Source organism: Chrysiogenia bacterium, from assembly GCA_020434085.1.
Lineage (GTDB): Bacteria > JAGRBM01 > JAGRBM01 > JAGRBM01 > JAGRBM01 > JAGRBM01.
This window is the reverse complement of sequence record JAGRBM010000299.1, coordinates 1-12038: the sequence shown is the minus strand read 5'-3', so window position 1 is coordinate 12038 and position 12038 is coordinate 1. Positions and strand designations below refer to the sequence as shown.

Here is a 12038-nt window from a genome sequence, read left to right as displayed (position 1 = left end):
TAGGTACAAGTAAACGCGGCCGGCGGCCCCTCTTCAGCGCCGCTCCAGTCTAGCCGCTCCCGAGGAGTATCAACCATGAGGCAATCAATCACCATCACACTGGGCGTGGCGCTCGCCGCCGTCCTCTCGCTGGCCCTGAGCGCGCAGCCCGCCCACGCGGGCGACAAGCTCGATCAGGTCTTCTTCCGCTTCGCCTACAGCCGGCTCAACGACAACCGCGCCGGCGAGGTATTCACCGACACCCTCACGGGCGTCAACAGCAACGAAGGCGGCGGCTCCATTGGCGCGGGCCTTGATCTGGCACTCACCGATCCCGACCAACTCGGCGGCAACGTCCTGCTCGGCGAAATTTTTCTCAATTACTCCCGCTTCTCCGACAAGCGCGTGGCGCAGGCCAGCAGCGCCATCGTGACAGGTCTTGGCGGCGGCACGGTAACCCCGGCCCTCACCAAGGTCAGCGTGAGCGAGCTCAACGTCACCGTCGCGCCCAAGCTGCGCCTGGATTCCATGGGCCCCATTCGCCCCTGGGTGATCCCGGTCGGCCTGGCCTTCCTCGTGAACTCGCCGCCCTCGAACAACACCTCGTATCTCGATGTCGGCCTGCACTTTGGCGCCGGCGTGGAATACGTGCTGGTGGACCAGCTCTCGATCGGTGCGGACTTCCGCTACACCCACGGCCTTGAGCATTCGGACACCCACACCCGCTACTTCTCCACGGGCGGTTACGTCGGCATCAATTTCGAATAAGCCTCTGGCCACGTAACCACCAAACAAAAGCGCCGCGTCCACTGGGAAGGGGACGCGGCGCTTGCTTTTGTGCGGCTTGAGGAGGGGCGAAATCCCCTTGCCCTTTCACGGAGAGGCTTTGCAAAGTTGCGCGGCTAGGCCGCGCTCTCTAAACCGTTTGCCTCGCGCACCACTTCGACGATGTCTTCCATGATGGTGCCCAACTCGAAATCCTTGGGTGTGTAGACGCGCTTGCAACCGGCCTTGAGAAGCTGGGGCTGGTCTTCTTCGGGAAGGATGCCGCCCACTACCACGGGAATTTCCCCGGCGCCGAACTCCTGCATGAGGCGCAGGGTCTCGGGAACCAGCTCCATGTGCGAGCCCGAGAGAATGCTCAGCCCCACCACGTGGACGTCCTCGTCGGCGGCGCTGCGGGCGATCTGCTCGGGGGTCAGGCGGATGCCTTCGTAGATCACTTCAAAGCCAACTTCCCGCGCCATGAGCGCGATCTGCTCGGCGCCGTTGGAATGCCCATCAAGGCCGGGCTTTCCAACGAGCATGCGCAGCTTGCGGCCGAGCTGCTTTTCGGTGTCCTGCACCTTCTGGCGCACGCGCTTGATGCGCTCGGTCACCAGCGAGCCGACCACCTGGCCTCCCACGCCCGTGGGGGCGCGGAACTCGCCAAAAATCTCGCGCATGGCGTCGCCCCACTCGCCGGTCGTGAGCCCCGCCTTCGCGCACTCGATGGAGACCGGCATGATGTTCTCACCGTTCTTCACCTTTTCCTTGAGGTTGCGGATAGCATCGTCCACGGCGCTCTGGCTGCGCTTGGAGCGGAACGCCTTGAGGCGCTCGATCTGCTCGCGCTCGGCGGCCGGGTCCACCTTGAGGATCTGCTCTGTCTCGCCCGAGGTAAGCGGGCTGGGCTCGGCTTCGGTGAACTTGTTCATGCCCACGACGATCTGCTCGCCCGACTCGATGCGGCGAAGGCGCGCGGCGTTCGATGCAACCAGCGCCTGCTTGAAGTAGGCGTTCTCAATCGCGGCCATCGCGCCGCCCATTTCCTCGATCTTCTTGAGCTCGGCGCGCACGGCCTCCTTGATCTCGGAAACCTTGGCTTCAACGACGTGGGAGCCATCGAAGAGATCTCCGTGTTCGAGCAGGTCGGTCTCGTAGGCAAGCACCTGCTGAATGCGTAGCGACCACTGCTGGTCCCAGGGGCGCGGCAAACCGAGCGCTTCATTCCAGGCCGGAAGCTGGATGCTGCGGGCGCGGGCCTTCTTCGAGAGCGTCACTGCCAGCATCTCGAGCACGATGCGCTGCACGTTGTTCTCGGGCTGGGCTTCGGTGAGTCCCAGCGAGTTGACCTGTACGCCGTAGCGGAAGCGGCGGAATTTCTCGTCCTCGACCTTGTAGCGCTCGGCCGTGATTTCGTCCCAGAGTTCGACGAACGCGCGCATCTTGCACATCTCTTCGACGAAGCGGACGCCCGCGTTGACGAAGAAGCTGATGCGCCCGACGACGCTGGGAAAGTCCGGCCCCGGCACCGCGCCCGAATCGCGCACGGCGTCGAGCACGCAGATGCCGTTGGCCAGCGAGTAGGCGATTTCCTGCACCGGCGTCGCGCCGGCTTCCTGCAGGTGGTAGCTGCACACGTTCATCGGGTTCCACTTGGGAATTTCCCGGTAGGTGTAGGCGGCCATGTCGCTGATCAGGCGAAGCGAGGGCTGCGGCGGAAAGATATAGGTCCCGCGCGAGAGGTATTCCTTGATGATGTCGTTTTGGGTGGTGCCGGCCAGCGACTTGCGATCAAGTCCCCGCTGCTCGGCAAGCGCCGCGTAGAGCGCCAGCAGCCAGGCCGCCGTGGCATTGATCGTCATGGAGGTGTTCATCTGGTCGAGGGGGATTTCCTTGAACAGAATGTCCATGTCCTCGATGTGGGAGACGGGAACGCCCACCTTGCCCACTTCGCCGCGCGAGAGCAGGTGGTCCGAGTCGTAGCCGGTCTGCGTGGGCAGATCGAAGGCCACCGAGAGGCCGGTCTGCCCCTTGGTCAGATTCATCCGGTAGAGCTCGTTGGAGGCCCGTGCCGAGGAATGGCCCGAGTAGGTCCTCATCATCCAGGGACGATCGCGCGGGGGGGTCTGGTTGTTTTCGCTCATGGCTGAGTACTCCACGAAAATAATCTGGTATGCTGCGGCTCGCTTGTGAGGCGATTGCGTGTGCCCGGCGTGAGTGGAAATGCCTCCGGCAAAGCGGGCAAGCGCAAATTACCCGGAGAATCCGGGATTCAGCAAGCGAAAAACATTTCAGACTGACACACACGTCATTGCTGCGCACGTTTGGGAGCGGAAACAGTGAGCAACAACAAGACATCTGCGCCCATGCACGACGAGCACCTCGATTCGCAGTCCGTGAGTCTGGAGACGCCCGCGTCCATTTCGCATGAGCTCACCAGCATCGTGCCGGAGCTGCGCCGCATCGCAAGGCGCCCGGCACTGGCGGCCTCTCCCCTGTGGAAAGAGCAAGGCGAAGAGATCGGCCGGGTCACCCGCGCCCTCGCCCACGCAAAGCCGGCAAGTCCCGCGCCGACCGGGCCGGCTCGCTTCGTGCGCGTCGCGTCCTGGAACATCGAGCGCGGCAAGGAGGCCGATGGGCAGATCGCCTTCATCAAGGATCACCCTGCTCTTTCCGAGGCGGACGTCCTGCTCCTCAACGAAGTGGACATCGGCATGGCGCGCTCAGGCAACCGCGACGTTGCGCGCGAGCTCTCCGAGGCGCTGGGATTCGAATACGTCTTCGGCAATTCCTATCTGTGCCTCGACCCGGGCAACATCCGCGATGGTGCTTCGGGAGAAGAAAACTCGCTGGGCCTGCATGGCAACGCAATTCTCTCTCGCTACCCGATCCTGCGCGCGGAGAATGTGAGTGTCTCCATTACCAAGGACAAGTTCCACAGCTCCGAGAAACGGCTGGGCCACAAGAAGGCGCTGTGGGCCGAAGTGCAGACACCGCTTGGGAAACTGCCGGTTGCCACCGCGCACCTGGACTCGGGCGCGGCGCCCTTCCAGCGCGGCGCCCAGCTTCGCGACCTTCTTGCCAGACTTGAGGAACGCGGCGTGGCCGAGCGCTGCGTGCTGGGCGGCGACTTCAACACGACGACCTATGATCTCAAAAGCATCCCGCGGCTGGCATGGAACATCTTCAAGAAGATGCTGCGCGGGGGCTTCCCCCACGCGATCCACCACTACGTCCATCCCCATGAGATCTATGACAAGCCGGTCTTCGACGCGCTCGACGCCGCGGGTTTCGACTGGAAGGGCTTCAACGCGCTGGCGGTCGGCACGACGCGCTACGAGGTGGGCACTTTCGATTCCGAGAGCAAGGTGCGCGACTATCTTCCCGAGATCTTCGTCAAGATTCTCGCCTGGCGTTTAAAGCCCTGGAACGGCGTGGCGCCGCTCAAGATCGACTGGTTTTCGGGACGGGGCGTGCGCGCGCTGGGTGAGGCAGAGATTCGCGAGGAGAGCGGCCGCGTGAGCCTCGCGCCCCAGAGTTTCTACAAGCCCCGCCACGAGGGCGTCCTGCTCTCCGATCACGATCCGATTGTGGTGGACGTAACTTTCTAGCTACCGACGAACTTCGACTGCAGGATCTGGTCGGAGGCGAGCACCGAGCGCACGACCTGCTCGATGTCTTTCTTTTTGATGCCGATGGGTTCGAGCTGGCCGTCCACGATGAGCGAGGAAAGCCCGTGGACGATGGCCCACGCGGCCAGCGCAGCTTCCTTACCCGTCTTGATCTCGGCCGGTGCCTGGCCGCTGCCGGTGTAATCGGCGATGCCCTGGGTGAGCAGGGAGAAGGTCTGCTGCGCGGCCTTGTGCAGGTCCGCGTGTTTCTTCTTGTCGGCCACTTCGGGGCCGAACATCACGCGGAACTGGTTGGGGTGCTGCACGGAAAAAAGCACGTAGGAAACGCCCAGTTCGTTGAGGCGCCGGAGTGGATCGTCCTTATAAGGGACGCAGGCCTCCCGCATGAAGGCCGCCATGTTGTGGAAACCCTTCTCGGCCACGGCGGCCAGCAGGGTTTCCTTGTCGGCAAAGTGCCGGTAGGGCGCCGCCTGGGAGACGCCCGCCTTGCGGGCGGCCGCGCGAAGCGTGAGGCCCGCCGGGCCTTTTTCCTCGACCAGCGCCAGCGCCGCGTCGACGAGGGCTTCGCGCAAATTGCCGTGATGGTAACTGCTTTTCGACACCCTGGCCGATGATTTCCGGGCAGCGGGTTTCGCGCGCGTGCTGGTTTTGGATGTGCTCGCCATGGTTGTGGTTCCGACGTGGGCCCTCATGTTTACGCTGTTAACTTATCACACATTCCCGGCGGCGTAAAATCCGCCTAGCATGGCGGGCGCCTCCATCGGGCAAGGCAGGCTAGCCATGACTCAAGAACGCATCCCCGTCATCGTTGAAAAGAGCGGCGCCATTGCCACGCTTATTCTCAACGATCCCCCGCACAACCCCGTCAGCCAGGACACCGTTGAGGCCCTCACCGCCGCCGTGCAGGAACTGGGCGCCGATGCGCAGATCCGCGCCCTCATCATCCGCGGCGCGGGAGAGCGCGCCTTCTCGGCCGGGGCCAACATCAAGGAATTCGGCAAGGGCATGGGCGCCGGCGGGCTCGAGGGAAACCTGCGTGAGCGCCATGCCATGATCGAGGCGATCGAGTGCTCCCCAAAGCCCATCATTGCCGCCATCCACGGCACCTGCATGGGCGGCGGGCTGGAGATCGCGCTGGGGTGCCACTTCCGATTTGCCAGCGCGGTGGCAACTTTCGCCCTTCCAGAGATCAACCTGGGCGTGCTGCCCGCGTGGAGCGGCACGCAGCGGCTGGCGCGCGTCGTGGGACGCGAAGCCGCGCTGGAGATGATGCTGCGCGCCGAGCGCTGGGACGCCGAGCGGGCGCTCGCCCACGGGCTGGTCAGCCGGGTCTACCCGCGCGAGTTGCTGCTCCCCAAGGCCGAGGCCTTTGCCGCCTCGCTGGCCGACAAGCCCCCCATCGCGGTGGCTGCCATTTTGGAGGCCACGCTCGCGGGGGAGCGCGAAGGGTTCGATGCCGGGCTGGCCGCCGAGATGAAAGGCGTTCAGGCTGCTACGGGCAGCAAGGACAATCTGGAGGGCGTTGCGGCCTTTCTCCAGAAACGAAAACCGCGCTTTCAGGGCAAATGACGCGGGATTCAGCGGTTTCGTCACCGAAGTCTGACATGGAATTTGGTTTCATTGACCCCCGAAATCATGTAGATTGTCCGCTGCAGAGGGCATGCGCGGGGGCCCCTTGTGTCAATTTACTCCCGCCCCGCCCACTGACTTTTCCAGTCATTTTCGAAAGGCAAGTTACGACTGCATGGAAGCAACCGAAGAGATTCCCGGACGCAATGAGTCCAACTCCATTCCCGTCCCCGTCAAGTGGACCGAGCCCAGCGTCATCGCGTTCTGGTCCATTCACGCCATCGCCCTGGTCGGCGCGTTCTTTACGCCCCTGACCAAAACCGCGCTCATCTTGCTGGTCGTCAACTACCTCATCCGTATCTGGGGTATCACCGCCGGCTATCACCGTTATTTCTCGCACCGCTCGTTCAAAACGGGCCGTGTTTTCCAGTTCATCCTCGCCTGGTGCGGCGCCATGTCGGCCCAGAAGGGCCCGATCTGGTGGTCGAGCCACCACCGCGTCCACCACCGCTACTCCGACACCATCCGCGACGTTCACTCGCCCTGGTATGGCGGCGGCTTCTGGTGGTCGCACGTGGGATGGATCCTCTCGGGCAAGTGGGATCACACCGATTCCGAGCTCGTGAAGGAATGGTACGACTACCCCGAAATCGTCTGGATCGAGAACAACAAGTTTGTTCCGCCGATGCTGCTTGGAATTACCAGCTTCCTGATCGGCGGATTCCCCGGCCTGATCTGGGGTTTCTTCGTCTCGACCGTGCTCAACTATCACTGCACGTTCTTCATCAATTCGCTGGCCCACCACTTCGGCCGCCAGCGCTACCACACCACCGACACGAGCCGTAACTCGCTCATCCTCGCACTGCTTACCCTGGGCGAGGGCTGGCACAACAACCACCACTACTACCAGTCGTCCTGCGCGCAGGGTTTCTACTGGTGGGAGATCGACATCAGCTACTACACGCTGAAGGTCGCCTCGTGGTTCGGCATCGTCTGGGACATCAAGACCTGCCCGGAAAAGGTGCGCGAGGCCAATCACTACGAATCCTACGAGGTGAAGCTGCCCAAGTTCGATACCGCTTCACTTCAGCTCGCGGCCACCAATGCCGCGCAGGCGGCCAGCGAATCGGCCGCCAATGCAGCCGAGGCAGCCCGTCAGGCCGCGGCCCGTGCCCGCGATGCAGCCAACGAGACTGCGCTGCGCTGGGCCGATGCCGCACGCGAGGCTGCCGCCAACGCATCCGAAGCCGCCGCCGAGGCCGCTTCCAAGGCGACCGGCAGCGTCTCGCTGGCAACCGCCCGCGCCGCGCAGAAGGCCCATACCAAGGCCCACGACTGGCAGAAGGCCGCGCAGGAAGCCTCCGAGAAGGTCGCCGAACTCTTCAGCGCCAACGCGGAGACCGCCTGAGCGCAGCGATACATTGTGATCGACAACAAGAACGCCCCCGTTGATCCGGGGGCGTTCTTGTATCGAGAGAAACTGAGGAACGCTCATGGCTGAAGGCAACGCACGCATCGCCCCCACCGCCCACTACACCGCGCAGGCCTGGGTCCGCGCGGGCTTTCCAAACTCCGGGATCTTCGACACGCCCACAGGGCGGACCATGTTCAACGCGACGCAGACCCTGCGGCGCCTTGGCGGCCCTCTGCTACCGCCGATTATTCGTCACGAGAGCGAGCACCTGTTCGTGCGTCACTTCGTCCACGAAGAGCGCCTGCGCCAGCTCGCCCCCGATTACGTGCTCGAGGTCGGCGCGGGGCTCTCGCCGCGCGGGCTGACCTTTGCGAGCAACAATCCAGAGCTCACCTACGTCGAAGCCGACCTGCCCGGCATGGTCGCCGCCAAGCGAGAGCGCCTGATGAGAGCCGGCGTGGCCCTGCCCCCCAACTACCACCTGGGCACGGCCGACCTGCTGGGCGCGGATCTGTTGGGCTCACTTCCGGTTGCGCCCCAAAAGAAGCAGCGCGTGGTGGTCATCACCGAAGGCGTGGCCGACTACCTCAACATGGATGAAAAGCGCACCGCCTTTACCAACATCGCGAGCGTGCTGCGCGCCGCCGGCGGCGGCACCTACCAGGCCGAGTGTTATACCCGCGACCGATTCGTTCGCTACCGCAGCATTTCGAAGTTCTTCACCAGCGCGCTGGGCCTGCTCGTGGGCGCGAGCTTCGAGGACCGGCTCTTCGACTCTGCGCCGCAGGCGCTCGATTTTCTGCGTGGTTGCGGCTTCGATACGGCCGAGGTCCTCGATTCCGAGGCCCTCAACCCGGGCCCCTGGCGCCCGCCCATGGACATCTGCCCGTGGCAACTACTGGAAGCGCGCGTGAAACCTGCTAAAGCTTCCGCGAAGAAGACAAAAAAACGGAGCAAGAAATGAAAGCGTGGATTGTCGAGCAGTGGTGCAAACCCGAGGAGATCGAACTCAAGGACGTGGACGCCCCGAGCCCCGGCAAGGGGCAGGTGCTCGTAAAAGTGGAGGCCGCCGCGGTCAACTTCTTTGACGTCCTCCAGGTCCAGGGCAAGTATCAGCACAAGCCGCCCTTCCCCTTCTCGCCCGGCGGCGAGATCGCGGGCGTTGTCGAGAGCGTCGGCGAGGGAGTATCCCTGAGGCCCGGCACCCGCGTCATGGCCACCACCCAGGGCGGCTACGCCGAGTATGCGCTCTGCCCCCACGACAATGTCTGGGCCATTCCAGACGCCATGACCTTCGAGCACGCGGCCGCCTTCCCCATCGTCTACCAGACGAGCTACTTCGGCCTCGTCCATCGCGGGCAGCTCCAGAAGAACGAATGGCTGCTCGTTCATGCGGGCGCCGGCGGCGTGGGCTCGGCCGCCATCCAGATCGGCAAGGCGCTTGGCGCGCGCATCATCGCAACGGCCGGCTCGCCCGAAAAGCTTGAAGTCTGCAAGGAGCTCGGCGCCGACTTCGCGGTGAGCTACAAGGACGAGGGCTGGCACGAGAAGGTCAAGGAAATCACCGGGGGCCACGGCGCCGACGTCATCTACGATCCCGTAGGCGGCGACGTGTTCGATCTCTCGACCAAGTGCATCGCCTTCGAAGGGCGCCTCGTGGTGATCGGCTTTGCCTCGGGCCGCATTCCCGAGATCGCGGCCAACCGCATCCTGCTCAAGAACATCGCCATCGTCGGTCTGCACTTCGGTGAGTATCGCAACCACAAGCCGCAAATGGTCACCGACGGAATGAATGCCCTCTACAAGATGTATGAGGAAGGCACCGTGAAGCCGCTCGTCTCGAAGACCTACCCGCTTGCCGAGGCCAAGCAGGCAATGGCCGACATCGCCGGGCGCGCCAGCACGGGCAAGCTCATCCTGGTGCCGTGAAGAAGTTCCGCCGCGCGCTGATCACCGGCGCCGCCGGCGGGCTGGGCAGCCAGTTCGCGCGCCAGCTCGCCGAGAGCGGCGCAGAGCTCGTTCTACTCGATCGCGACCAGACCGGGCTTGAAGCACTGGCGAAGTCCCTGCCCGGAAGCGCGCAGCTCATCGTCGCCGATCTGTCCGACTGCGAGGGGCTGGAAAACATCCTCACGCGCGAACTCGACCCGGCAAGGCCGGTCGATCTGCTCGTCGCCAACGCGGGAATAGACTTTCCGGTGCACTTTACGGGGGCAAGCTGGCGGGCCGCGCGCGATCACTTTGCGATCAACACGCTCTCGAACTACGTCCTGCTGGACGCGCTCGTCCCGGCGATGGTCGCCGCGGGCAGCGGCCACGTCATCGTGGTGGCGAGCCTCGCGGCGCTCGCGCCCTTCCCCGGCGAGGCGCCCTACTGCGCGAGCAAGACGGCCATGGCCGCCACCATCGAGTGCGCCCGCGCCGAGCTTCTCCCCCAGGGAATCGGCTTTACCACCGCCTATCCGAGCTTCATCAAGACGCCGATGATTCGAGGGAACAAGCTCAAGACCGCCCTGGCGGTAGAGCCCGCCGAAGCCGCCCGGCTCATTCTGGGGGCCGCAAAGGACGGCCGGCTCGACATCGCCTTCCCCACCAGCGCAAGCCTTGGCGTCAAGCTGCTGGGCGCCCTGCCCGCCCCGCTACGGGCGCGGGTCGCTGCGCTACTCGCGCGGGGGAATGATGCGGAATAGAAAGCCGCCAAGTCGCCAAGAAGGATTGAGCGCTCGCTTCATCCTTGGCGTCCTTGGCGACTTGGCGGTTATTTGATCTGAATCTGCGCCCTACTCCACGTCCACCACCACCGGGTAATCCACAATATTGAGATACTCCGCGCGCTTCTCGTCGGAGTAATCGGCGGTGACGTACATGTGGAACCAGAGCTTGAAGGTGCCCTTGGGCACCTGCAGGATGTTCACGCCGAATCCGGCGTAGCGGGCGCCGGGCTCGCTTTCGGGTTCCATGTCCATGTCGATATCGTCGTAGTAGAAGAGCTGGTTGTTCACGCCGGCCTTGCGCAGCCGCTCGCCCTGGACGATGCGGATCAGAAAGGCGGTCTTGTCGGCCTCACGCACGATGGAGGCCCAGCGCTGGTTGTCGCGCACGAGGTTCTCCTCGGCCTCGCTCATGTGCCCGTCAAAGACGGCAGTGCCGGGGTTGGCCTCGGTCGTGACGCGCGCGCCGTTCATGGATTTGAGAAAATCCATGCCGCCGCCGCCCACGCTGCCCTTGCAGAGCAGGAGCGTCGGGTCGAAGGGATTCTGGACTTCCGCCGGCCCGGTGAGGCCCGTCTCGTAGAAGGTGTAATAGACCTGGGCCTGCGGCACGAAGGGCAGCTTGATCCCGGCGATTTTGAGCCAGAAGATGTTGCGGCGGATCACACGGACCGGTCCGTCCTTGTATCCCACGGTGAAGGCCTCGATGTTGCTCTCATCAAAATTGAGCGACATGCAGAACAGCGGCGTCGGCTTGATCTTGATGCGCATCTTGAAGCGATCGACAATGTTGGGGAGCTGGTCCCCGTTCGCACGTCGGGGGAAGATACGCTCCATGATGAGCGGTTTGTCGTCGACGAAGTCGAGCTTCATCATCGAGGTTTCGACGATGTCGCCGTTGGGCTCGTATTTCACGTAGTCGGCGTCCGAACCAAGCGGCGGCAGGCCGGCTTTCCAGTAGAGCAGATAGACCCAGCCGGTGGCGTTCGTAAGCGGATCCTTGAGCGTGAGTTCGAGGCCTTCGGGCGTGGGCCACTTCTCCTTTGCCACCCGGCCGCCGGCGTCGCGGGCCATGAAAACGAGTTCGTCGTTATAGTCGAGCGCGTCGAGCTGCTCGGTGTGGTAAGCCGCCGTGCGCAGGGCTTCGAAGGCCTCGTTCGAAAGCTCGCCCTTGGCAACGCGCTTGCGGTATTTTTCGCGGCGCTTCTCGAAGTCTTCAATGCGCTCGGCGCGCTTTTCCGACTCTGGCCGGTCGTCGAGATCGACCTCCTCGATCACGTCCTTGGGCACGGTCCCCATCGCAATGATGTAGTTCCCGTCGGGATCGATTTTATCGATCTGGAAGGGAATGGGCACGAGCTTGCCGCCCTGGAGGGCCATCAGCCGCAGGCTTTCGGTTTTGGCATTCCAGAGGGGTTTGAGCTTCTCGCCCGAGACGATCACAGGATCGAGGGTGCGGGTGAGCGTTTTGTCCTCGGCATGAGCGGCGCTCGTTGCGAGCGCCAGAATGATTAGGGCAAGGCACAACGTGCCGATCGGGTTGCGGGATTTCATCGGGTCTTCACGACTCCTCAGTCTGCGGTGTCCGCCGCGGCAGGCAGGACGGGCGCGAGAGTTTTTGCTTGGCCGCGCAAGCATACTCGCCTCCGCCGCGCAAACAAAAAGCCCGGCCGCAGGGGCCGGGCTTTCGCGAATAGCTCCAGATCAGGCTAGCTCAGCGCGGTCACCGCGGCGACGATGTCGTCGATGGAGAGCCCGTAAGTGTCGTAGATAACCGTGGGTTCCTGCGAGAGGGTCTGGCCGTGGCGGCTGCCAACCTTGCCGATGCGCGGGAGCGTGCCGCTCCGGCGCGCCGCCAGGTCCGTGACATTCGCCGCCAGCGTCCCGGCCACCAGGCCCGCAAGCCCGCGCCAGGAATCCTCGCCGCCCACAAAGCCGTCCTCGAGGGTCACGACGGCGTCGTATCCG

At 63.9% G+C, this 12038-nt stretch carries 11 protein-coding genes; 7 read left to right on the top strand and 4 right to left on the bottom strand.

Annotated elements, in window-relative coordinates:
• Positions 1-75: 75 nt before the first annotated feature.
• On the top strand, positions 76-747 hold the full coding sequence (locus KDH09_10410; GenBank protein ID MCB0220096.1) for an outer membrane beta-barrel protein: 672 nt from the start codon (positions 76-78) through the stop codon (positions 745-747).
• A gap of 134 nt (positions 748-881) precedes the next feature.
• Here the strand turns inward: KDH09_10410 and KDH09_10405 are convergent, their stop codons facing one another.
• A complete protein-coding gene (locus KDH09_10405; GenBank protein ID MCB0220095.1) occupies positions 882-2888 on the bottom strand; it encodes a protein meaA in 2007 nt (668 codons plus the stop codon).
• 195 nt (positions 2889-3083) lie between these two features.
• On the opposite strand from KDH09_10405, the gene KDH09_10400 reads away from it, so the two are divergent.
• Positions 3084-4355 (top strand): endonuclease/exonuclease/phosphatase family protein, encoded by a 1272-nt coding sequence (locus tag KDH09_10400; GenBank protein MCB0220094.1) that lies wholly within the window; start codon positions 3084-3086, stop codon positions 4353-4355.
• Here the strand turns inward: KDH09_10400 and KDH09_10395 are convergent.
• Positions 4352-4978, bottom strand: coding sequence for a TetR/AcrR family transcriptional regulator (locus KDH09_10395; protein MCB0220093.1), 627 nt, complete (start codon positions 4976-4978; stop codon positions 4352-4354). The genes KDH09_10400 and KDH09_10395 overlap by 4 nt on opposite strands.
• 178 nt (positions 4979-5156) lie before the next feature.
• Between KDH09_10395 and KDH09_10390 the strand changes: the two genes are divergently transcribed.
• From KDH09_10390 to KDH09_10370, 5 genes are all read left to right on the top strand, one after another.
• Positions 5157-5945, top strand: a complete 789-nt coding sequence (locus tag KDH09_10390) for an enoyl-CoA hydratase/isomerase family protein (GenBank protein MCB0220092.1) — start codon at positions 5157-5159, stop codon at positions 5943-5945.
• A 175-nt stretch (positions 5946-6120) separates the two neighbouring features.
• Positions 6121-7353 carry an acyl-CoA desaturase gene (locus tag KDH09_10385; GenBank protein MCB0220091.1) on the top strand — a complete coding sequence of 411 codons (1233 nt, stop codon included), beginning with the start codon at positions 6121-6123 and terminating at the stop codon, positions 7351-7353.
• Positions 7354-7438: 85 nt separating this feature from the next.
• Positions 7439-8323, top strand: coding sequence for a class I SAM-dependent methyltransferase (locus KDH09_10380; protein MCB0220090.1), 885 nt, complete (start codon positions 7439-7441; stop codon positions 8321-8323).
• Positions 8320-9288: an NADPH:quinone oxidoreductase family protein gene (locus KDH09_10375; GenBank protein ID MCB0220089.1), complete on the top strand. Its 969-nt coding sequence runs from the start codon at positions 8320-8322 to the stop codon at positions 9286-9288. Before KDH09_10380 ends, KDH09_10375 begins: the two co-directional genes overlap by 4 nt.
• Entirely contained in the window at positions 9285-10049 is a 765-nt protein-coding gene (locus KDH09_10370) for an SDR family NAD(P)-dependent oxidoreductase (protein MCB0220088.1), read from the top strand. The genes KDH09_10375 and KDH09_10370 overlap by 4 nt, the downstream gene beginning before the upstream one ends.
• A 90-nt stretch (positions 10050-10139) precedes the next feature.
• Here KDH09_10370 and KDH09_10365 read toward each other — a convergent pair whose 3' ends face one another.
• Positions 10140-11624, bottom strand: coding sequence for a hypothetical protein (locus KDH09_10365; GenBank protein ID MCB0220087.1), 1485 nt, complete (start codon positions 11622-11624; stop codon positions 10140-10142).
• 155 nt (positions 11625-11779) lie between these two features.
• On the bottom strand, positions 11780-12038 hold a 259-nt coding region (locus KDH09_10360; protein ID MCB0220086.1), incomplete at its 5' end, for a hypothetical protein.

Bases quoted from the DNA above. Each gene is read 5' to 3' on its own strand.
- KDH09_10405 (MCB0220095.1), bottom strand. From the start codon at position 2,888: ATGAGCGAAAACAACCAGACCCCCCCGCGCGATCGTCCCTGGATGATG.
- KDH09_10390 (MCB0220092.1), top strand. From the start codon at position 5,157: ATGACTCAAGAACGCATCCCCGTCATCGTTGAAAAGAGCGGCGCCATT.
- KDH09_10365 (MCB0220087.1), bottom strand. From the start codon at position 11,624: ATGAAATCCCGCAACCCGATCGGCACGTTGTGCCTTGCCCTAATCATT.
- KDH09_10380 (MCB0220090.1), top strand. From the start codon at position 7,439: ATGGCTGAAGGCAACGCACGCATCGCCCCCACCGCCCACTACACCGCG.
- KDH09_10375 (MCB0220089.1), top strand. From the start codon at position 8,320: ATGAAAGCGTGGATTGTCGAGCAGTGGTGCAAACCCGAGGAGATCGAA.
- KDH09_10385 (MCB0220091.1), top strand. From the start codon at position 6,121: ATGGAAGCAACCGAAGAGATTCCCGGACGCAATGAGTCCAACTCCATT.
- KDH09_10410 (MCB0220096.1), top strand. From the start codon at position 76: ATGAGGCAATCAATCACCATCACACTGGGCGTGGCGCTCGCCGCCGTC.